The 20,387-nt window shown below is 60.7% G+C and carries 19 protein-coding genes; 14 read left to right on the top strand and 5 right to left on the bottom strand.

The window, feature by feature from the left end:
- Window positions 1–46: 46 nt before the first annotated feature.
- The gene (gene hexR / locus ACP691_RS17710) at window positions 47–901 is read right to left on the bottom strand and encodes a DNA-binding transcriptional regulator HexR (protein ID WP_187375323.1); all 855 of its coding nucleotides are present in this window, start codon (window positions 899–901) and stop codon (window positions 47–49) included.
- Window positions 902–1,115: 214 nt separating this feature from the next.
- Here hexR and zwf point away from each other — a divergent pair, with 214 nt between their 5' ends.
- Window positions 1,116–2,582 (top strand): glucose-6-phosphate dehydrogenase, encoded by a 1,467-nt coding sequence (zwf, locus tag ACP691_RS17705; RefSeq protein WP_040261211.1) that lies wholly within the window; start codon window positions 1,116–1,118, stop codon window positions 2,580–2,582.
- An 81-nt stretch (window positions 2,583–2,663) separates the two neighbouring features.
- Window positions 2,664–3,326, top strand: coding sequence for a bifunctional 4-hydroxy-2-oxoglutarate aldolase/2-dehydro-3-deoxy-phosphogluconate aldolase (locus ACP691_RS17700; RefSeq protein WP_426151973.1), 663 nt, complete (start codon window positions 2,664–2,666; stop codon window positions 3,324–3,326).
- Between the two features lie 66 nt (window positions 3,327–3,392).
- Here the strand turns inward: ACP691_RS17700 and ACP691_RS17695 are convergent, their stop codons facing one another.
- On the bottom strand, window positions 3,393–3,626 hold the full coding sequence (locus tag ACP691_RS17695) for a DUF3820 family protein (protein ID WP_426151971.1): 234 nt from the start codon (window positions 3,624–3,626) through the stop codon (window positions 3,393–3,395).
- 196 nt (window positions 3,627–3,822) lie between these two features.
- Between ACP691_RS17695 and ACP691_RS17690 the strand changes: the two genes are divergently transcribed.
- A complete protein-coding gene (locus tag ACP691_RS17690) occupies window positions 3,823–4,278 on the top strand; it encodes a PA2169 family four-helix-bundle protein (RefSeq protein ID WP_426151969.1) in 456 nt (151 codons plus the stop codon).
- 27 nt (window positions 4,279–4,305) lie between these two features.
- On the opposite strand, the gene ACP691_RS17685 is transcribed toward ACP691_RS17690, so the two are convergent.
- Window positions 4,306–5,832, bottom strand: coding sequence for a sensor domain-containing diguanylate cyclase (locus ACP691_RS17685; RefSeq protein WP_426151967.1), 1,527 nt, complete (start codon window positions 5,830–5,832; stop codon window positions 4,306–4,308).
- Between the two features lie 341 nt (window positions 5,833–6,173).
- Here ACP691_RS17685 and ACP691_RS17680 point away from each other — a divergent pair, with 341 nt between their 5' ends.
- A complete protein-coding gene (locus ACP691_RS17680; protein WP_426151965.1) occupies window positions 6,174–6,311 on the top strand; it encodes a hypothetical protein in 138 nt (45 codons plus the stop codon).
- Window positions 6,312–6,342: 31 nt separating this feature from the next.
- Here ACP691_RS17680 and ACP691_RS17675 read toward each other — a convergent pair whose 3' ends face one another.
- Both ACP691_RS17675 and norR read right to left on the bottom strand, forming a co-directional pair.
- On the bottom strand, window positions 6,343–7,254 hold the full coding sequence (locus ACP691_RS17675; RefSeq protein ID WP_426151963.1) for a chemotaxis protein: 912 nt from the start codon (window positions 7,252–7,254) through the stop codon (window positions 6,343–6,345).
- Window positions 7,255–7,330: 76 nt separating this feature from the next.
- Entirely contained in the window at window positions 7,331–8,902 is a 1,572-nt protein-coding gene (gene norR, locus ACP691_RS17670) for a nitric oxide reductase transcriptional regulator NorR (protein WP_426151961.1), read from the bottom strand.
- 149 nt (window positions 8,903–9,051) lie between these two features.
- Between norR and hmpA the strand changes: the two genes are divergently transcribed.
- From hmpA to hemB, 10 genes are all read left to right on the top strand, one after another.
- Complete coding sequence (gene hmpA, locus ACP691_RS17665; protein ID WP_426151959.1) at window positions 9,052–10,221, top strand: NO-inducible flavohemoprotein; 1,170 nt, start codon at window positions 9,052–9,054, stop codon at window positions 10,219–10,221.
- 401 nt (window positions 10,222–10,622) lie between these two features.
- Window positions 10,623–11,129, top strand: coding sequence for a disulfide bond formation protein B (locus tag ACP691_RS17660; protein ID WP_426151957.1), 507 nt, complete (start codon window positions 10,623–10,625; stop codon window positions 11,127–11,129).
- Window positions 11,130–11,684: 555 nt separating this feature from the next.
- Window positions 11,685–12,617 (top strand): ubiquinol oxidase subunit II, encoded by a 933-nt coding sequence (gene cyoA, locus ACP691_RS17655; protein ID WP_426151955.1) that lies wholly within the window; start codon window positions 11,685–11,687, stop codon window positions 12,615–12,617.
- A gap of 3 nt (window positions 12,618–12,620) precedes the next feature.
- A complete protein-coding gene (gene cyoB, locus ACP691_RS17650) occupies window positions 12,621–14,645 on the top strand; it encodes a cytochrome o ubiquinol oxidase subunit I (protein ID WP_426151953.1) in 2,025 nt (674 codons plus the stop codon).
- A gap of 3 nt (window positions 14,646–14,648) precedes the next feature.
- On the top strand, window positions 14,649–15,272 hold the full coding sequence (locus ACP691_RS17645; RefSeq protein ID WP_426151951.1) for a cytochrome o ubiquinol oxidase subunit III: 624 nt from the start codon (window positions 14,649–14,651) through the stop codon (window positions 15,270–15,272).
- Complete coding sequence (gene cyoD, locus ACP691_RS17640; protein ID WP_040261201.1) at window positions 15,272–15,601, top strand: cytochrome o ubiquinol oxidase subunit IV; 330 nt, start codon at window positions 15,272–15,274, stop codon at window positions 15,599–15,601. The genes ACP691_RS17645 and cyoD overlap by 1 nt, the downstream gene beginning before the upstream one ends.
- 10 nt (window positions 15,602–15,611) lie before the next feature.
- Window positions 15,612–16,502 carry a heme o synthase gene (cyoE, locus tag ACP691_RS17635; RefSeq protein WP_040261200.1) on the top strand — a complete coding sequence of 297 codons (891 nt, stop codon included), beginning with the start codon at window positions 15,612–15,614 and terminating at the stop codon, window positions 16,500–16,502.
- A 159-nt stretch (window positions 16,503–16,661) separates the two neighbouring features.
- Window positions 16,662–17,888 carry an alanine transaminase gene (gene alaC / locus ACP691_RS17630; RefSeq protein ID WP_426151949.1) on the top strand — a complete coding sequence of 409 codons (1,227 nt, stop codon included), beginning with the start codon at window positions 16,662–16,664 and terminating at the stop codon, window positions 17,886–17,888.
- A gap of 310 nt (window positions 17,889–18,198) precedes the next feature.
- Window positions 18,199–19,362: a cyclopropane fatty acyl phospholipid synthase gene (gene cfa, locus ACP691_RS17625; RefSeq protein WP_426151947.1), complete on the top strand. Its 1,164-nt coding sequence runs from the start codon at window positions 18,199–18,201 to the stop codon at window positions 19,360–19,362.
- A gap of 17 nt (window positions 19,363–19,379) precedes the next feature.
- Entirely contained in the window at window positions 19,380–20,354 is a 975-nt protein-coding gene (gene hemB, locus ACP691_RS17620) for a porphobilinogen synthase (RefSeq protein ID WP_426151945.1), read from the top strand.
- Window positions 20,355–20,387 lie beyond the last annotated feature (33 nt).

The raw sequence follows: 20,387 nt of genomic DNA, 5'->3' as shown, positions 1-20,387 counted from the left end.
GTGTCGCCACGACGCCGCCTGCCCGGGCGGCGTTGGGTCGGCGCGGCTATCCCTCCTCCAGGGGATAGCGGCTGGCGTTGAGGCTTTCCTTGATCTTGCGCAGGTGAGGCTGGAAATCGGCCCCGCGGCGCAGGGTCATGCCCGTAGCGAGCACGTCCAGCACAGTCAGCTGGATGATCCGCGAGGTCATTGGCATGTAGATGTCGGTGTCTTCCGGCAGCGGAATATTCAGGCTCAGGCTGCTCGCCTGTGCCAGGGGGGAGCCCGCCGCGGTCAACCCGAGCACGGATGCGCCATTCTCCCTGGCGATGCGCGCCACTTCCACAAGCTCTCGGGTGCGCCCGGTATAGGAAATGATCACGAAGAGTTCGCCGGTGTGTGCCACCGAGGCGAGCATTCGCTGCATCAGCACATCGGCATGGGCAGACACCGCCAGGTTAAAGCGGAAGAACTTGTGCTGAGCATCCAGGGCGACGGGGGCTGAGGCGCCCAGGCCGAAGAAGTGAATCTGCCTGGCCTGGATCATCATGTCCACCGCGCGGCTGATCAGTTGCGGGTCTAGCTGCTGGCAAGCGCTGTCCAGGGAGGCGATGGCGCTGGTGAAAATCTTCTGCGTATAGGCGGCGGGGTCGTCATCCTCGGCGACGGCACGGCTGACATAGGCCGCGCCGCTGGCCAGGCTCTGTGCCAGTTGCAGCTTGAGTTCGGGATAGCCGCTAACGCCGAACGAACGGCAGAAACGGTTGACCGTGGGCTCGCTGACCTTGGCGGCCTGCGCCAAGGCAGCGATACTGAACCGCGTGGCCTGTTGAGGGTTGCCGAGAATCACCTCGGCCACCTTCCGCTCCGCCTTGTTCAGCTCTTCGAGGCGCCCCTGGATCTGTTCCAGTAGGTTGCGCACGCGATCCATGTAATCTCCTGTGGTGGCCGGCTCGCGCCGTGGGTCGATTCCCGGCACGGCTGCCGTGGTAGGTGGTCTATCGTACTGATGGGCCACGACGATCTCCAGTATCGCCGCGGTGAGCAAGGCTTTGTTGTTTTATTACTACATTTTGACTTGATCGACGGGGTAAAAACCCGTAATACTCGTCCCACTTGATAAAAGAACCCATATCATGCTGTCGATTTCCGAACCTTGCACTTTCGCTCTCTTCGGCGCCCTAGGCGACCTGGCCCTGCGCAAGCTGTTCCCGGCGCTGTACCAGCTCGAGCGCGCCGGCCTTCTTCATCCGGATACGCGGCTGTTGGCGCTGGCGCGCGAGCCCGGCGACGCCGCGAGTCATCTGGCGGAAATCGACGAGCACCTGCATGAATTCGTGCCCGCCGCGGAATTGGACACCGACCACCTGGAGCGCTTCAAGGCGCGCCTGGAATACCTGCATGTGGATTTCCTCCTGGCCGAGGACTATGCCGTGCTGGCCGAGCGGGTCGGGCCAACAGCCCAGGTGATCGCCTATTTTGCCACCCCGGCGGCCGTCTATGGCGCCATTTGCGAGAACCTGGCGAAGGTCGGCCTGGCCGACCGCACCCGCGTGGTGCTGGAGAAGCCCATCGGCCACGACCTGGAGTCTTCACAGCGGGTCAACGACGCCGTGGCTCATTACTTCCCGGAAAACCGCGTCTATCGGATCGACCACTATCTGGGCAAGGAAACCGTCCAGAACCTGATTGCCTTGCGCTTCGCCAACAGCCTGTTCGAAACCCAGTGGAACCAGAACTATATCTCCCACGTGGAAATCACCGTGGCCGAGAAGGTGGGGATCGAAGGGCGCTGGGGCTATTTCGACAAGGCAGGCCAGCTGCGCGACATGGTGCAGAACCACCTGCTGCAGTTGCTCTGCCTGATCGCCATGGACCCGCCAGCGGACCTTTCCGCCGATGCCATCCGGGATGAAAAGGTCAAGGTGCTCAAGGCCCTGGCTCCGATCACGGGGGAGGGCTTGAGCACGCATGTGGTTCGTGGCCAGTACATCGCTGGCTACAGCGATGGGCGGGGTGTTCCAGGCTACCTGGAAGAAGAGAACTCCAATACCCAGAGCGACACCGAGACCTTCGTGGCGCTGCGCGCGGATATCCGCAACTGGCGCTGGGCGGGGGTGCCGTTCTACCTGCGCACGGGCAAGCGCATGCCACAGAAGCTGTCGCAGATCGTTATCCACTTCAAGGAGCCGCCGCACTACATCTTCGCTCCTGAACAGCGCCTGCAGATCAGCAACAAGCTGATCATTCGCCTGCAACCGGATGAAAGCATTTCCTTGCGTGTGATGACCAAGGAGCAGGGCCTGGACAAGGGCATGCATTTGAAGAGCGGGCCCTTGCAGCTCAATTTCTCGGATACTTACCGCAGCGCCCGTATTCCCGATGCCTACGAACGCCTGTTGCTGGAGGTAATGCAAGGCAACCAGAACCTGTTCGTGCGCAAGGACGAGATCGAATACGCCTGGCGCTGGTGCGACCAGTTGATCGCCGGCTGGAAGAAGTCGGGCGATGCGCCAAAACCCTACGCCGCGGGATCCTGGGGGCCAATGAGCTCCATCGCATTGATTACCCGCGATGGGCGTTCCTGGTATGGCGACATCTGACAGCGGGCCCGTCTGACGGGCCCTGTTTTTCCCACAAACCACTGGTTCAAGCCGGTGCCCCTGAGCCTAGGATCAGCCGTTATGACGCCTGAACAACAATCCCGCATGGCGGACAAGGTCAAACTCATCGATGAAATAGCCGAGCGTGCTCGGATCCTGCCGGTCATCGTCATCAATTCGGAAAGCGAGATTCTGCCTCTGGCCGATGCCCTTGCTGCCGGAGGCCTGACCTGCTTGGAGGTCACGCTGCGTTCGCAATACGGACTCAAGGCGATCAAGCTGCTGCGCGAGCACCGCCCCCACCTTACCGTAGGCGCTGGCACCGTGCTGGACCGGCAGATGTTCGCCGCGGTCGAGCAGGCCGGCGCCCAGTTCGTGGTTACCCCTGGGGCGACCCAGGACATGCTCGAAGCAGGTGTGGAAAGCGCCATCCCTCTACTGCCAGGCATCGCCACGGCTTCGGAAATCATGATGGGATATGCCTTGGGCTATCGTCGCTTCAAGCTATTCCCAGCAGAGATCTGTGGCGGTGTGGCGGCCATCAAGGCATTCGCCGGCCCGTTCGGCGATGTGCGGTTCTGTCCCACCGGCGGCGTCAACACGGGCAACGTCAAGGCGTACATGAGCCTGGGCAATGTCATGTGCGTGGGCGGTACCTGGATGCTGGACAAAGAGTGGATCAAGGCAGGGCAGTGGGACCAGATCGAGCAATGCAGCCGTGAGGCCGTGGCACTGTTTGGCTGAACCGTGAAAGGTTGTTTCATGGCTTTGAGGTGCGCTTGGTCGGCGCACCTTTTTTTTGCCCTGAATTCAGCGAGGGCCTGGCTGGCCCTGCTTGCGACGCAGGGGGGCCAGCAAATCGCCGAGCCCGTTATGGTCGATCTCATGCATCAGCGCCAGTAACTCTCCCAGCGAGCCATGGGGAAAACCTTGGCGGGCGAACCAGCCCAGGTAGGGCCCTGGCAGGTCTGCCAGTAGCCGACCTCGGTATTTGCCGTAGGGCATCTTAGTGCTTACCAGCAGTTCCAGCTTGTCGAAATCCATGGCTTCAAAACTTGTACAAAAGTTGATGATGACGTGCACTTTGCAAGGTACGACCAGGCCCATCTTGCAAAGCGAATGATGCAGCCGTTTGGCTATCCAGGCCAAGTCATTGATTCTTAGGGTTATTCAAGAAAGGGCTGACTTGGCACGTAGCATGCTCTTATCCAGATAGCCCTTACTCACAGGAGAAGAGAATATGACCAAGTCTGGCGAAAGCGTCGTTTCGGTACTGAACCGCCTGATCGAAACCTGCAAGGATGGTGAGGAAGGCTTCAAGGCCTGCGCCAATGATGTAAAGAATGCAGAACTCAAAACGCTACTGCTGAAGCATTCGGCCGAGTGTGGAGCCGCTGCGGGCGAGCTTCAAGCCGAAGTCACCGCTTTGGGTGGCAGCCCTGAGGATTCGACCAGCCTCAGTGGCGACCTTCATCGCCGTTGGGTAGACCTCAAATCCCTGATTACCGGTAAAAGCGAAGAAGCTGTGCTCAACGAGGCAGAACGTGGCGAGGACGTCGCCATGAAGGCCTACAAGGAAGCCCTGGCCGAGCCGCTGCCGGCCAATGTCTATGCCATCGTGGAGCGTCAGTTCCACGGCGTGCAACGTAACCACGATCAGATAAAGGCGCTGCGCAATATCGCTCGCGCCAGTTGATTGCGCTATTCCTCCCTGAAATCCCTCTTACGCCGGCACTGCCGGCGTTTTTTTCGCCTGGCCCAGGCTGCCTTGGCACACCCGGTTACGCCCCTCTCGCTTGGCCGTGTAAAGCGCGGTATCAGCCGCGCACATCAAGGTTTCGAGCGTTCGCGTGGCGGTGTCCGAAGCCGCGATGGCCGCCACGCCTATGCTGACCGTCAAGGGGCTCGTTTCGCCGCCCACGCCCAGGGCTTCGACTCTCATGCGAATGGATTCGGCCAGGACATGCGCGCTTTCCAGGCTGGTTTCCACCAGAACCACCACGAATTCCTCGCCTCCATAGCGCGCGGCGAGATCCCCTGGCCGGCTGGCTCCCTGGGCAATGATACAGGCGACGCTACCAAGCGCCTGATCGCCACCCTGATGGCCGTGCTTTTCGTTGAAGGCACCGAAGTGATCCACATCGATCATAAGGATGGCGAGGTCGCGTCCGCTGCGTAGTGCCCGTGCCCATTCCTTCTGAAGCGTCTGATCCAGAGTCCGGCGGTTGGCCAGGCCGGTCAGCGGGTCGGTCGCCGCCAGGGCGGCCAGGGATGCTTCCGAACGGCGTCCGCGCCTTAGCTCGCGACGGAACAGGATGGTAAGCCAGGCAATCCCCAGGCATAGGCACAGCGTGGCAAAGCAAATGGCCAGAGCCGTTCGCTCCCAGGCACCGAAGACATCGTCGTAACCCAGCGCAACGATCACTACCAAGGGCAACCCCGCCACCTGACCGTAGCTGTAGAGGCGCTTGGTGCCGTCGAGACTGGACATGGCCATGAACACGTTGCCTGATGGGTCTCGCACCATCCGTTGCATATTGGGGCGGTCCATCAGGTTTTTCCCGACGATGTCGCCCCCGGCGGGTTCCGGCTCGCGCGCTAGAATGTCGCCGTAAACATTCGCCAGGCTCACGCTACTGTCCTTTCCGATGTTGAGGGACTTGAACAGCTCACCGAAGTAATCCAGCCGCAGCACCCCGGAGGCCATGCCACGAAAGCCGCCGTCTGGTCCGGAGATACGACGGGTGAAAGCGATGCACCAGTCAAGCTGGCCCAACTGGTCCTTGAAAGGGCGGCTGATGTGTAGCCCAGGATCCGTGGAGGCCTGATGTAGCTTGAAGTTGTCACGTGCGCTGAAGTCGATTCCAGGCAGGTCATAGCCAACCGAGCTGGCTAGCGCCTGACCACGTTCGTTGATCCACAGAAGATCCCCGCGCAGGGGCATCGAAATGGCCCGCCCGAACAGGACCTGACGCTGAAGGGAAGGCGGGACCTGTACAAAGGTTGCATCCTGCGAAGCATCCACGATGCCTTGCAGGGAAAGGTCGTAGAGCTCCACGTTGCGCTTGACGTCGGCTTCGATCAACTGCGCCAGGTTCTTTGCGCCCCGCAGGGCAACCTCTCGGGCATTGTCGTATTCCTTGACCAGCAGGAAAGACACGATGCCGATAATGGCCAGAATCGCCAGAAGACTCCCGGTAACCAGCTTACGCTCGGCCTGGCGGGCACGGTGTACGAAGGTTCGCGGCATTGCTTGGGCTCATGGGAGGCGGGGCGGGGCCATTCTAGGCGTGCATGCTAGTCCCTACAAGCTGTCAGGGTAAGGCATAATGCCATCTATCGCCGCATGACTTGAGCCATACCCTGGAAGAAATGGAAGGATCCATTTCAGATCAAGGGTTTAGGCAAGGCTGTAGAAGTCTTGTTGAGGGCGGGGGCAGCATCCGCGGCGTTATTTGCCCGACGAACCGCTGTCATCTCCCTGATACCGGCGTTAAAGCGCAATTTCCTACAAGAGATAGGGATGTGCCTGATAGATATTCATGGCCAGGGCAATGGACACTCGGCACGTTCGTACCTGGAGACCTGCCCATGACCCCGACCATCAGTGTAGTTCCCGGCACCCTGCTGCTTGTACTGATCACCGGCGCGCAGCTGGTATGCCCACCTGCCGTTCAAGGGGTGGCGGCTTACCTCGTTACCCTTGGCGGCATTCTGGTGCGGCTATGAGCCAGGCGGAATGGGCTACCGCCATGGATCTTCACCGCTCTGTCTCTAACTGCGCGCCACTTGCGAGCACGCTACGGGCCGCCTTGATCAGGCATTCGGTAAGCTCCGGCGAGGAGAACTTGGTCAGCACGGCGTTCGCGCCGGCTTCCTCGGCACGTCTACTGTTCATGGCGCTGTCCAGGGAGGTGTGAAGCAGGATGTAAAGATCGTTGAAGTCCACGCTGTCACGCAAGGCCCGGGTCAGGGCATAGCCATCCATTTCCGGCATTTCGATGTCGGATACCAGAATATTGATTTGCTCGGCCGTACCCTGCAGGTCAAGCAGGCAGGTCATGGCATCCTTGGCGCTTCGCGCGGTGTGGCACTCGATACGCAGACTGCGCAGGGCCAGTATCGATTGCTGCAAGGCCACCTGACTGTCGTCGACTACCAGAATCCGCGCCTGTGCCAGCAAGTGCGCCTGCTCGGGCGTCAGGTCATGGCCGCCTGGCTCAACGCGGGGCGGGGCGATGCCATGGATTACCTTTTCGATGTCCAGTACCTGAACCAGCGCGCCGTCCACTTCGGTCACCCCGGTGATATAGGAGCGTCCTCCCGAGGCGAAGGGCGGCGGGCGGATGTCGGTGGAGCGGCAGTGAATGATCCGACTCACGCCCTGCACATGCAGCCCCTGGCGGGATCGACTGATATCGGTAACGATGAGGCACCCGCCCGAGGGGTCCGCCAGGGGCTGTTCACCAATGGCTCGGCTGAGGTCTATCACCGACAGGGTGGTACCTCGTAGCGTGGTGACTCCCTTTACATGGGAGTGGGCATCCGGCAGGCGTGTGAGCGCCGGGCAAGGGATGATTTCACTGACCTTGAGAAGGTTGATGGCCATCAACTTGCCGCTGCGCAAGGTAAACAGCAAGAGCGAAAGCGATTCGGCGCGTGGTTTGGACATGTCGACCTTCAGTAGCGATGCGGCGAACCGCAGGTAAGTACACAGTTTGTATCGGCCGCAGGCAAGGCGCCTTTAATCAGCGCAGGCCCAGGCGGCGGGCCAGGCGGCTGAGATTTGCCCGGTCCAGCCCCAGTTCCCGAGCGGCGGCGGTCCAATGATTGTCGTGGCGGCGCAGGCAATCCTCGATCATTCGCCTCTGAAGGCTATCGACTGCCTGGCGCAGGTCGCCGGCAGGCACCTCGGTTCGCTCGGTTTCCGCGCGCTCGGTGGTCACGGCGTCCAGGCGCATGACGGCGGCTTGCTGAAGCCCGGTGTCCAGGCCCAGGTCTTCCCGGGTCAGGGTAAGGATCCGCGGCCGGCTGGATAGCCGACCAAGAGCTGTCAGGGCGCAACGGCCGATCAGGTGTTCGAGCTCGCGCACGTTACCTGGCCAGGCGTAGGCCAGCAAGGCAGCCTGGGCATCCGTGTCCAGCCGGATACCACCGACTCCCAGGCGCGAGCGATTCTGTTCGAGGAAATACCCGGCAAGCAGCAGTACATCCTTGTTCCGCTCGCGAAGTGCCGGCACCCGCAGTGGATAGACGCTGAGGCGGTGATAGAAGTCAGCTCTGCAGCGCCCGGCCGTGACTTCGGCAGCCAGGTCCCGGTTGGTGGCGGCGATCAGCCGTACGTTCACCCGATGCTCGCGGTCCGAGCCCAGGCGTTGCAACTGGCCTGTCTGCAACACCCGCAATAGCTTGGCCTGCACGCTCAGGGGCAGTTCCCCGACTTCATCCAGGAACAAGGTGCCGCCGTCAGCCAGTTCGAACTTGCCGCGCCTGTCCGTGACTGCGCCCGTGAACGCGCCTTTGACATGGCCGAACAACTCGCTTTCCACCAGGGCATCAGGCAGGGCAGCGCAGTTCAGGCTGATCATAGCCTTTTTTGCGCGAGTGGAAGCTTTATGCAACGCCTGCGCCACCAACTCCTTGCCTACGCCTGTTTCTCCGGTGATCAAGACGGTGAGCTCGCTGGGCCCCACCAGCCTCACTTGGTCCAGGAGCGCGAGCATGGAAGGGCTACGCCCGATGAGTTCCTGGTTCGGCGCGCTGGCCTGGAGCAGGCCGTCCGCCCGTTCCCGCTCCAACTGTGCAGTGTCGGCCAGGCGCGCAATGTGTTGCTCGACAGTGACGATAGCGGCCGCGAGGCTGGCGAAGGCTTCGAGCGTGCCGGGTTCGATAGGATCGAAGCGCGCCGGGTCCAGCGCATCCAGGGTCAGCAAACCCCACGGCTGCTGATCGATCAATAGCGGGCAACCCAGGCAGTCATGCACTTCCAGGTGGTCATGCCGTCCGCTGATCAAGCCATCGTAAGGGTCGGGCAGAGGACTGTCCGCTGGAAAGCGGGTAGGCGAGGTTCGGCTCAACAGTACCTGGAAGCGAGGATGTTCGCTGATACGGAAGCGGCGCCCCAGGGTGTCCTCGCTTAGGCCATCCACCGCGACAGGTATCAGCCACTCCCCATCCAGGCGAAGCAATGCCGCGGCATCGCAAGGAAGCAGGCGGCGCATGGCATTGAGCAGACGTCGATAGCGTTCACTTTCAGGCAGCGTGAGCGAGAGATCGGAGATCAGCCCAAGCAGGGCTTGAAGCAGCGGTTTCGAGGTCATGATGACACGGCCTGGGTCAATTAGACTCCGTGGGGACTCGAGTCAATCTGACTAGAGGCCTGCCAATCCATTGTTAATCAAGGTTTTTTGAGCTGGCACGGAAACTGAAATGCAATACGCATGTGAATTCTGTCGAGTTGGAGGATAGCATGTTGAGTCCCGAACACCGTGCGATTGTAAAGGCTACCGTTCCGCTGCTGGAAAGCGGTGGCGAGGCCCTGACGACCCATTTCTACCAGATGATGCTGCGGGAACATCCGCAAGTACGCCCGCTGTTCAATCAGGCGCACCAGGCCAATGGCGACCAGCCAAGGGCCTTGGCCAATGGCGTGCTGATGTACGCCAAGCACATCGACCGACTGGAAGCCCTGGGCGGCCTGGTGGGCCAGATCATCAACAAGCATGTCGCCTTGCAGATCTTGCCCGAGCACTATCCGATCGTGGGAAGCTGTCTGTTGCGGGCGATCTCCGAGGTGCTGGGCCCGGATGTCGCTACGCCTGCGGTGATCGAAGCCTGGGGCGCCGCCTATGGCCAACTGGCCGATATCCTTATTGGGGCCGAAGAGCAGCTATATGAAGCAAAAGCCACCGCGCCAGGAGGCTGGCGTGGAAGCCGAATGTTCAAGCTGGCGCGCAAGGTTTCGGAAAGCACGGAAATCTCTTCTTTTTATCTGATGCCGGAGGATGGGGAGCCAGTGTTGATCGCGGCCCCTGGTCAGTACATTGGCTTGCGACTGTTCATCGATGGCGTGGAGCACCGTCGCAACTATTCGCTGTCAGCCCTGAGTGACGGCAAGGGCTATCGGATCAGCGTCAAACGTGTCGCCGACGGGGTGGTGTCCAGCTACCTGCATGATCACCTCGTCGAAGGCGACCGCCTGGAACTCTTCCCGCCAGCGGGCGACTTCGTGCTTCAGGCCAGTGATGGCCCACTGGTGCTGATCAGCGGCGGGGTAGGCATTACTCCAACCCTGGCCATGCTGGAGGCGGCATTGCCTACGGGACGCCCCGTGACGCTCATCCATTGCGCGCGAAATCGAGAGGTGCATGGATTCGGACAGTGGCTGGAGGAACAGGCCCAGGCCCACCCCCAACTGAAGCGTTTCTATTGTTATGTGCAAGGGGAGGGCGGCGATGCCCAGGGGCTGCTGGACAAGGAGTTGCTGCAGCGCTGGCTGCCGGCCGGGCGGGACTTCGATGTCTACCTGCTTGGGCCTACCGGGTTCATGGCGGCTACACGCCGTAACCTGCTGGACCTCGGGGTGGCGCAAGAGCGGGTCCGATATGAGTTCTTCGGGCCCGCCAAGGCACTGACCTGAGGCTTCACATAGCGAGCTTTGGCTTAGAGCGCACAGGCGCCGCGGAATGCGCCTCGGCTTGCCAATGGCCAGGCCGAGTGAAGGCATGGCGAAACTGGGTACCCGCCAGGGAAGCCGGGCGACGCCAGGGCAGCGGCCGGCCATCCGGTAAGTGCCGTCAGGAGAGACCGCCAGCGCGCTGATGCACCTACTCTTCACGCCCTGCTCAATGGCTTCGTGAATTTTCCTGGTCATGCCAAGAGGGTCGGTTCGCTAGCGTGCGAAAAATTCTTGAAATATCTTTTTTCGGCTTAACCACGGTTTAATCCGAGCTTCATTTACTGCCGGTCGATCAAGGATGCTAACTTAGCGCCCTTGCAAACGGCCCATGCACACGCACGCCCGGTAAATCAGGAAAACCCATGCATCACACCGAACCTAGGCTGGCGCGTGAACGGCGCTATCTCGTCCTGCTGGGCCTCATCTGCCTGGCATTGCTGGGCGGCGCGCTCTATCTGCAGATCGCGCTTGGGGAGGCGCCTTGCCCGCTTTGCATACTGCAGCGCTACGCCTTCCTGTTCATTGCCATCTTCGCGTTCCTCGGAGCTGCCATGCCTGGCAAGCGGGGGGTAACCCTGTTCGAAGCCCTGGTGGTAATCAGCGCCTTGGGTGGATTGGCCGCGGCGGGCCAGCATGCCTGGGTGCTGGCACATCCGATGGAAAGCTGTGGCGTCGATGTCCTGCAGCCGATCGTCGATGGGCTGCCGCTGGCCCGATTGCTACCCCTGGTATTCGAAGTGCAGGGGTTCTGCACTACTCCTTATCCCCCCATTCTCGGGCTATCCCTGGCGCAGTGGGCGTTGGTCGGCTTCATTGCCGTCGTGGTGCTGGTGCCCGTGGGTATCTGGCGTAACCGGCGGCTGTCATGAATCGTGCCTGCCGCAACAACTCGATCACGCGACAGGTCGGGCCAACCCTGCGATGAATCTTGCTGAACCCAGGCGCCACTAGGCGTCCAGCCGCTTCGGCGCAGGTGCGACATCGTGTCGCAACGGGTTGAAATACAGGTCGATTGTTGCATAATTAGCAATGTACTGTTGCTATATAAGTCATATTCATCGTGGGGCTAGCTCACTACAATCGCGGCAATTTCCGTATGGCCCCCCTCTCCAGGCCTTTGAAATCAAGGTATTCGCCTTTTTTTTCAGACCGGCGAGGCGTCGGCGGTATCCGGTTGTCTACCCTTCACGGTGTCGTTCCAACGGCTTCCCGCGGGAGTCCTGAAGGAATAAGGGCGCGATTTGGCGACTTGCCTATAATCCGACGAGTCAAAGCAATTTGAGCACTGCGACACAGGTGGCCTGCTTCAGCCATGGCTGTTCCAGGTTTCAGGTTTCGATAAAGAAAAATGCTGACGCTTGGCAGGACGAAGTGTTGGCGATCACAACACACATTGCATTGAAGCAAGCTTTAGAGGTCGTGAGATGAGTAAAAAGCGTTACCCCAGACTGTTTGGCATATTGCCCTTTTTCGGCATGCTTTTTCTCAGTGGGTGCGACTGGACCCTGCTCAATCCAAAGGGACAGGTGGGCATCGACGAGAGAAACCTGATTCTCCTCGCGTTCGGCTTGATGCTCACGGTGGTCATCCCGGTGATCGTCATGGCGTTGTGGTTCGCCTGGAGGTATCGCGCATCCAATCGCAATGCCACCTATACCCCTGAGTGGGCACACTCCACCAAGATCGAAGCCGTGGTCTGGGGCGTACCCCTGATCATCATCGCCATCCTGGGGTACGTGACCTACGTCTCGACTCACCACCTCGATCCTTACCGCCCGCTGGATTCCGAAGTCAAGCCGGTGCGCATCCAGGTCGTGGCGCTGGATTGGAAATGGCTGTTCATATATCCGGAGCAGGGCATCGCCACGGTCAACAAGATCGTCTTCCCGGCGCATACCCCGGTCAGCTTCGAGATCACTTCCGACGCGGTCATGAACTCCTTCTTCATTCCGGCGCTCGGCGGCCAGATCTACGCCATGGCGGGCATGCAGACCAAACTGCACCTGATCGCCAACGAGCGGGGCGACTACCAGGGCATCTCCGCGAACTACAGCGGGGCTGGCTTCACCGGCATGACTTTCCAGGCGCAAGCCACTACCCAGGAAGGCTTCGACGCCTGGGTGAGCGAAGTACGCAATTCACCGAAGAAGCTTGATTCGGCCGAATACGCAGCACTGGCCAAACCAAGCGAAAAGAACCCTGTCACCTTGTATTCCTCGGCTACGCCTGAGCTGTTCCAGACCATCATCGACAAGTATGAAGGCATGGGCGCTGGCCACGGGGCGCGCGAGAAGGGTGTGCTTGGCAAGGAAGGTAAGGAAGTAAGTGAGAATTCAGCTGCTGGGGCAGAGGAGTAAAAGATGTTCGGTAAATTAACTCTGGAAGCGATACCCTTCCACGAGCCGATAGTGATGGTGACCCTCGCCGTCGTTGCCGTGCTCGGGGCTGCGGTGTTCGCGGCGATCACCTACTACAAGAAGTGGGGCTATCTCTGGAAAGAGTGGTTCACCTCTGTCGACCACAAGAAAATCGGCGTGATGTATATCGCCGTGGCGCTCATCATGCTGCTGCGCGGCTTTGCCGATGCCATCATGATGCGTTCCCAGCAGGCCATGGCGGTGGCCGGTTCCACCGGTTACCTGCCACCTGAGCACTACGACCAGATCTTCACCGCTCACGGCACGATCATGATCATCTTCATGGCCATGCCTTTCATGATCGGCCTGATGAACATCGTGGTTCCGCTGCAGATCGGCGCTCGCGACGTTGCCTTCCCGTTCCTGAACTCCGTCAGCTTCTGGCTGTTCGTGGTGGGCGCGCTGCTGGTCAACATCTCCCTTGCGGTCGGCGAGTTCGCCAAGACCGGCTGGGTGGCCTACCCGCCACTTTCGGGCCTGCAATACAGCCCTGGCGTCGGTGTCGACTACTACATCTGGTCGCTGCAGATCTCCGGCCTGGGCACCTTGCTGACCGGCGTGAACTTCATCGTGACCATCCTCAAGATGCGTGCCCCGGGCATGACCTTGATGAAGATGCCGGTGTTCACCTGGAACTGCCTGTGCACCGCGATCCTGATCGCCGCCTCGTTCCCGATCCTGACCGCCACGCTGTTCCTGCTGTCGCTTGACCGTTATCTGGGTATGCATTTCTTCACCAACGAGCTTGGTGGCAACCCGATGATGTACGTCAACCTGTTCTGGGCCTGGGGTCACCCTGAGGTTTACATCCTGATCCTGCCGGCCTTCGGCATCTTCTCGGAAGTGACCTCGACCTTTGCCAAGAAGCGCCTGTTCGGTTATGTCTCGCTGGTCTGGGCGACGGTAGCGATCACCGTGCTGTCGTTCATCGTGTGGCTGCACCACTTCTTCACCATGGGCGCTGGCGCGAACGTCAACGCGTTCTTCGGCATCATGACCATGATCATCGCGGTGCCGACAGGGGTGAAGATCTTCACCTGGCTGTTCACCATGTATCGCGGCCGCATCGAGTTCAAGACCCCGATGCTGTGGACCGTCGGCTTCATCGTCACCTTCAGTATAGGTGGCATGACCGGCGTGCTGCTGGCGGTACCGGGCGCCGACTTCGTTCTGCACAACAGCCTGTTCCTGATCGCGCACTTCCATAACGTGATCATCGGTGGCGCCGTGTTCGGCTACCTGGCCGGCTTCACCTTCTGGTTCCCGAAAGCGTTCGGCTTCAAGCTCAACGAGCGTCTGGGCAAATGCGCTTTCTGGTGCTGGCTGGTGGGCTTCTACTTCGCGTTCATGCCGCTGTACGTGCTGGGCTTCATGGGCATGACCCGTCGCCTGAACCACACCGACAACCCGGAGTGGACTCCATGGTTCTACGTGGCCATGGTCGGTGTGCTGTTCGTCGCCGCGGGTATCGCGTTCCAGTTGCTGCAGATCTACGTTTCGATCCGCGATCGCAAGAAGAACATGGACGTCACCGGTGACCCGTGGGATGGCCGCACGCTGGAATGGTCCACCTCTTCGCCACCACCGTTCTACAACTTTGCCGAAGTACCGGCGGTTTCGGACCTGGACGCCTACTGGGGCATGAAAGAGCGTGGTGAGGCGACCGCCAATGCCGCCGACTACAAGCAGATCCACATGCCACGCAATACCGGCATGGGCTTCATCATGGCTGCCTTCAGCCTGGTGCTGGGCTTTGCGCTGATCTGGCACATCTGGTGGGCAGCCGCTATTGGCCTGGCCGGCATGATCATCACCCTGATCGTGCGCAGCTACGACGATGACATCGACTACTACGTGCCGGCGGCCGAAGTCGCCCGCATCGAAGGCGAGCGTCAACGCGCACTGGCCAACGCCCATGCCGGCGTGGTCGGCGGTACTCGTGTGAACTCCACGTTGGAGAAGGTTTGAACCATGGCTAATACCGTTCTGCACGGTGAAGTCGCCCATAGCCACGAGCATGGGCACGACGATCACCACGATGCCGGGGGCATGACTGTCTTCGGCTTCTGGATCTACCTGATGACAGACTGCATTCTGTTCTCCTGCCTGTTCGCCGCCTACGCGGTGCTGGTAGGGAACGTTGCAGGTGGCCCTTCCGGCCACGAGATCTTCGAGCTGGGCTATGTCCTGGTCGAAACCTTCCTGCTGTTGTTCAGCTCGATCACGTTCGGCTTCGCCATGCTGGCGATGCACAAGAACAACAAGAGCGGCGTGATGACCTGGCTGTTCATCACCTTCCTGCTCGGTGCTGGCTTCATCGCGATGGAAATCAACGAATTCCATCACCTGATCGAGGAAGGCTACGGCCCGGACAAGAGCGGCTTCCTGTCCGCCTTCTTCACCCTGGTGGGTACCCACGGCCTGCACGTTTCCAGCGGCCTGCTGTGGATGGCTGTGCTGATGGCTCAGATCAGCAAGAACGGCCTGACCACCACCAACCAGACCCGCATGAGCTGCCTTAGCCTGTTCTGGCACTTCCTGGACGTGGTCTGGATCTGCGTGTTCACCGTTGTCTACCTGATGGGGGCCCTGTAATGGCTAACAACCATTCCGCTGGCGGCGCGAGCCACGGCAGCTTCAAGTCCTACATGATCGGTTTCATCCTGTCGGTGATCCTGACAGTGATTCCGTTCGGGCTGGTGATGTTCCCGTCGATGCCCAAGGACACCATCCTGGCCATCATCCTGGTGTTCGCGGTGGTCCAGATCATCGTTCACCTGGTGTACTTCCTGCACCTGGATCGCTCCTCGGAGCAACGCTGGAACGTGATCGCGTTCATCTTCTCGGCCGTGATCATCGCGTTCCTGGTCGGCTTGTCGTTGTGGATCATGTTCAGCATCCATCACTTCATGCTGGCGAAGTAAGGTAGGTCGCATGTCCGTTAAGCACTTTATCCAAATCACCAAACCGGGGATCATTTTCGGTAACGTGCTTTCTGTGGCAGGCGGCTTCTTCCTTGCCGCGCAAGGGCATGTCGATCTCGGCCTGTTCCTTGCCACGGTGATCGGAACCTCGCTGGTAGTCGCCTCCGGTTGTGCGTTCAACAACTGCATCGACCGCGACATCGACGTGAAGATGGAGCGCACCCGCAACCGCGCTATCGTCCAGGGGCTGATTCCGGTCAAGGTAGCCCTGGCGTACGCCACCGTGCTGGGGCTGCTGGGGCTCGGCCTGCTCTACAAGCTGGCCAACCCCCTTGCCGCCCTGAGCGGGCTCGCGGGTTTCGTCATCTACGTGGGCCTGTACAGTCTTTACCTCAAGCGCAAGTCGGTCCACGGCACGTTGGTGGGCAGCCTGTCCGGTGCCATGCCGCCGGTGATCGGCTACGTGGCCGTGACAGGACGCTTCGATATGGCCGCGCTGACCCTGCTGGTCATGTTCAGCCTGTGGCAGATGCCGCATTCCTACGCCATCGCGATTTTCCGCTTCAACGATTACCGGGCTGCTTCCATCCCGGTACTTCCGGTAGAGCGGGGGATTTCAGTGGCCAAGCGGCATATCCTGTACTACATCCTGGCCTTCGTGCTCGCGACCCTGATGCTTACCCTCGGTGGTTACGCCGGGCTGAGCTACATGGCCGTGGCCGCGGCCATGGGCATGTACTGGCTGTACATGGCCTGGACCGGTTACAAGGCTACCGATGACCGGGTCTGGGCGCGCAAGCTGTTCGTGTTTTCCATCTTCACCATCACGGCCTTGAGCGTGATGATGTCGGTGGACTTCAAGGCGTCGGCCGACCTGCTGCTGACCTCCGCGCTGCCTTGAGCAGCGATGAGGTGAAAAAGCCGGGCCTGTGAATGGCCCGGTTTTTTTTATGGGCGCGCGCTGGACACGCAGCGAAGCGGGACGCTATCGTTCGCCTAGGCCAGGCAATGGCCAGCGTCGCTCGGACGGTTCCGGGCGCTTACGTATATCGAGACCACCATGCCCGAACTCCGTTCGCCGCGCCGCTTTGCGCGTATAGATCGCCTTCCGCCCTACGTTTTCAACATCACCGCCGAGCTGAAGATGGCCGCGCGCCGTCGCGGTGAAGACATCATCGACCTCAGCATGGGCAACCCTGACGGCGCCACGCCGCCGCATATCGTCGAGAAGCTGGTCAGCGTGGCCCAGCGGGAAGACACCCACGGCTACTCCACGTCCCGGGGCATCCCGCGCCTGCGCCGGGCAATTTCCCGCTGGTATGCCGATCGCTACGGCGTGGACATCGATCCTGAAAGCGAAGCCATCGTGACCATCGGTTCCAAGGAAGGGCTGGCGCACCTGATGCTGGCCACCCTGGACCAGGGCGACACCGTGCTGGTGCCTAACCCCAGTTATCCGATCCATATCTACGGGGCCGTGATCGCTGGCGCTCAGGTGCGCTCGGTGCCACTCGTGCCTGGCGTGGACTTCTTCAACGAGCTGGAGCGGGCTATCCGCGAGTCCATTCCCAAGCCGAAGATGATGATCCTGGGGTTCCCGTCGAACCCTACTGCCCAGTGCGTGGAGCTGGACTTCTTCGAGCGAGTGGTGGAGCTTGCCAAGCGCTACGACGTGCTGGTGGTTCATGACCTGGCCTACGCGGACATCGTCTACGACGGCTGGAAGGCGCCCTCGATCATGCAGGTGCCAGGCGCCAAGGATATCGCGGTGGAATTCTTCACCCTGTCCAAAAGCTACAACATGGCGGGTTGGCGGATCGGCTTCATGGTGGGCAACCCCGAACTGGTGTCAGCCCTGGCCCGCATCAAGAGCTACCATGACTACGGCACCTTCACCCCTCTGCAGGTAGCCGCGATCGCGGCCCTGGAAGGCGACCAGCAGTGCGTGAGAGACATCGCCGAGCAATACCGGCAGCGCCGGAATGCCTTGGTCAAGGGGTTGCACGAGATCGGCTGGATGGTCGAAAACCCAAAGGCGTCCATGTACGTCTGGGCCAAGATTCCGGAACCTTATGCCGGTATGGGTTCGCTGGAATTCGCCAAGAAGCTGCTCGCCGAGGCCAAGGTCTGTGTATCGCCCGGGGTCGGCTTCGGCGACTACGGCGATGATCACGTACGCTTTGCCCTGATCGAAAATCAGGATCGTATCCGCCAGGCCGTGCGGGGTATCCGCCAGATGTTCAGAACCGATGGAATGCTGGCCAAGCCGACGAAGACGACGGCGTAACGCAGGGCGTCCCGATGATGTGGGAAAGGCCTCGCATCGTCGGGCAGACGCCGTTTTCGGCTTATTGTTGCCGCTTCGGTAAGGTAGTTTTCTCCCGCTCGAATTGTGCGAGGCGGCGGCGCGGCCTTACGCTTGACCCGATAAAGACTCTATATTGGGTCAATTGCCGCGCTCTAGCGGCATCCACGATCAAGAGTGGGTACGCTTGCCACGACAAGGTAGCCACGCATAGACACCGACTCGGCCGGCCGTGGCTGTCTTCAGCAGGATTGGAATTCGCCAGATAGAACGTTTTGAACAGGGGATAGCTATGCATACCAAGCTTTCTGGTTCACCCGCTTCTGCCTCATCGTCTGAATCCGCTTCCAGTTCGTTACGCTTCGCTCAGCAACTGCTTGCGCGGGCCGGTATCGGCATGCATGGCGTTCAGCCCTGGGACATGACCATCAAGGACGCGAGCGTGCCGCAGCGGGCCTTGGCGGAGGGTAACCTGGGCCTGGGTGAAGCCTATATGGACGGAAGCTGGGACGCCGAGCGCCTCGACGAGTTCTTTGCCCGGCTGTTGCGAGCCGGCGTAGCGGATATGGTGAACCCCGCCGCGTTGATGTTCCATGCCGTGAAGGCGAAGCTGCTGAACCTGCAGAACCGGGAGCGCGCCTGGCAGGTGGGTGAGCAGCATTACGACCTCGGAAACGACTTCTACGAAAGCATGCTCGATGCCCGCATGACCTATACCTGCGGGTATTGGAAGGACGCGAGCAACCTGGAGCAGGCGCAGGAAGCCAAGCTGGAGCTGATCTGCCGCAAGCTGCGCCTGCAGCCCGGCCAGCGTGTGCTGGACATCGGTTGTGGCTGGGGCAGCTTCATGTCCTACGCCGCTCAACACTACGGGGTTGAATGTGTGGGAGTGACCATTTCCCGCGAGCAATGCGATTGGGCCAAGGCGCGTTACCCGGACTTGCCCCTGGAGTTTCGCCTGCAGGATTACCGCGATGTGGACGAGCAGTTCGATCACATCGTGAGCGTAGGCATGTTCGAGCACGTTGGCCGCAAGAACCATCGGGGGTACATGGAAACCGCGCATCGCTGCCTCAAGGATGACGGGTTGTTCCTGCTGCACACCATCGGCAAGAACCACCGCAACAGCACCACGGACCGCTGGATCGACAAATACATCTTCCCCAACGGCGACCTGCCCTCCATTGGCCAGATCGGCGATGCCATCGACGGCTTGTTCGTGGCCGAGGACTTGCACAATTTCGGCGCCGACTATGACAAGACCCTGATGGCCTGGTGCGCCAACTTCGAAGCGGCCTGGCCCAAGTTCGCGGAACGCATGGGCGAGCGCTTCTTCCGCATGTGGCGTTACTATCTCCTATCCTGCGCGGGCGCTTTCCGGGCCCGCGACATACAGCTCTGGCAGTGGGTATTGTCCAAGCATGGCGTACTCGGCGGCTATGAGCGCGTAAGTTGATCAACGAAGGTAATGAAATGAGCAACCTGTACCCCGTCAGCCGCCCACGCCGCCTGCGCCGCTCCGAAGCCCTGCGCTCGGTGTTCCAGGAGACGGAGTTCCGCCTCGAAGACCTGATACTGCCGATTTTCGTGGAAGAGGGCATCGATGATTTCGTTCCTATCACCAGCATGCCCGGGGTAAATCGCATTCCCGAGTCCCGGCTGGCCAGCGAAATCGAGCGCTACGCCCGCGCGGGGATTCGTTCAGTGATGACGTTTGGCGTGTCCCATCACCTCGACGAAACCGGCAGCGACACCTGGCGCGAGGACGGCCTGGTGGCGCGCATGGCGCGGATCTGCAAGGACACCGTGCCGGAGATGGTGGTGATGTCCGACACCTGCTTCTGTGAGTACACCTCTCACGGCCACTGCGGCGTGGTTCATGGCGATCACGTGGATAACGACGCGACCTTGCTCAACCTGGGCAGGCAAGCGGTGGTGGCGGCCCAGGCTGGCGCGGACTTCATCGCGCCCTCGGCGGCCATGGATGGGCAGGTGCAGGCCATTCGCGCCGCGCTGGACGCGGCTGGTTTCAACCAGACGTCCATCATGGCCTACTCCACCAAGTTCGCCTCCTCCTTGTATGGTCCGTTCCGTGAGGCCGGCGGCACGGCGCTCAAGGGCGACCGCAAGGCCTACCAGATGAACCCCATGAACCGCCGCGAGGCGGTGCGTGAATCCCTGCTGGACGAGCAGGAAGGTGCCGATGCGTTGATGGTCAAGCCGGCCGGGGCCTACCTGGACATCATTCGGGAGATCCGCGACGCCTCGCGTCTGCCACTGGCTGCCTATCAGGTGAGCGGTGAATACGCCATGATCAAGTTCGGCGCGGCCGCTGGGGCCATAGACGAGGCTCGGGTGATGCGGGAAAGCCTGGGCGCGATCAAAAGAGCCGGGGCTGACCTGATCCTGACCTACTTCGCCATGGACATCGCCCGCGACGGCCTGTGAGCGTGCCCGCTATCCGCTAAGCGATACCGGACC

The organism is Pseudomonas sp. DC3200b2 (assembly GCF_049895785.1).
Lineage (GTDB): Bacteria > Pseudomonadota > Gammaproteobacteria > Pseudomonadales > Pseudomonadaceae > Aquipseudomonas > Aquipseudomonas massiliensis.
Note: the sequence above shows the minus strand (reverse complement) of the source record. Positions and strands in the feature narration are given on the sequence as shown.

Excerpts from the sequence above, each read along its gene's own strand:
- zwf (WP_040261211.1), top strand. The coding sequence starts at position 1,116 with ATGCTGTCGATTTCCGAACCTTGCACTTTCGCTCTCTTCGGCGCCCTA.
- ACP691_RS17700 (WP_426151973.1), top strand. The coding sequence starts at position 2,664 with ATGACGCCTGAACAACAATCCCGCATGGCGGACAAGGTCAAACTCATC.
- ACP691_RS17695 (WP_426151971.1), bottom strand. The coding sequence starts at position 3,626 with ATGGATTTCGACAAGCTGGAACTGCTGGTAAGCACTAAGATGCCCTAC.
- ACP691_RS17690 (WP_426151969.1), top strand. The coding sequence starts at position 3,823 with ATGACCAAGTCTGGCGAAAGCGTCGTTTCGGTACTGAACCGCCTGATC.
- ACP691_RS17685 (WP_426151967.1), bottom strand. The coding sequence starts at position 5,832 with ATGCCGCGAACCTTCGTACACCGTGCCCGCCAGGCCGAGCGTAAGCTG.
- ACP691_RS17680 (WP_426151965.1), top strand. The coding sequence starts at position 6,174 with ATGACCCCGACCATCAGTGTAGTTCCCGGCACCCTGCTGCTTGTACTG.
- ACP691_RS17675 (WP_426151963.1), bottom strand. The coding sequence starts at position 7,254 with ATGTCCAAACCACGCGCCGAATCGCTTTCGCTCTTGCTGTTTACCTTG.
- norR (WP_426151961.1), bottom strand. The coding sequence starts at position 8,902 with ATGACCTCGAAACCGCTGCTTCAAGCCCTGCTTGGGCTGATCTCCGAT.
- hmpA (WP_426151959.1), top strand. The coding sequence starts at position 9,052 with ATGTTGAGTCCCGAACACCGTGCGATTGTAAAGGCTACCGTTCCGCTG.
- ACP691_RS17660 (WP_426151957.1), top strand. The coding sequence starts at position 10,623 with ATGCATCACACCGAACCTAGGCTGGCGCGTGAACGGCGCTATCTCGTC.
- cyoA (WP_426151955.1), top strand. The coding sequence starts at position 11,685 with ATGAGTAAAAAGCGTTACCCCAGACTGTTTGGCATATTGCCCTTTTTC.
- cyoB (WP_426151953.1), top strand. The coding sequence starts at position 12,621 with ATGTTCGGTAAATTAACTCTGGAAGCGATACCCTTCCACGAGCCGATA.
- ACP691_RS17645 (WP_426151951.1), top strand. The coding sequence starts at position 14,649 with ATGGCTAATACCGTTCTGCACGGTGAAGTCGCCCATAGCCACGAGCAT.
- cyoD (WP_040261201.1), top strand. The coding sequence starts at position 15,272 with ATGGCTAACAACCATTCCGCTGGCGGCGCGAGCCACGGCAGCTTCAAG.
- cyoE (WP_040261200.1), top strand. The coding sequence starts at position 15,612 with ATGTCCGTTAAGCACTTTATCCAAATCACCAAACCGGGGATCATTTTC.
- alaC (WP_426151949.1), top strand. The coding sequence starts at position 16,662 with ATGCCCGAACTCCGTTCGCCGCGCCGCTTTGCGCGTATAGATCGCCTT.
- cfa (WP_426151947.1), top strand. The coding sequence starts at position 18,199 with ATGCATACCAAGCTTTCTGGTTCACCCGCTTCTGCCTCATCGTCTGAA.
- hemB (WP_426151945.1), top strand. The coding sequence starts at position 19,380 with ATGAGCAACCTGTACCCCGTCAGCCGCCCACGCCGCCTGCGCCGCTCC.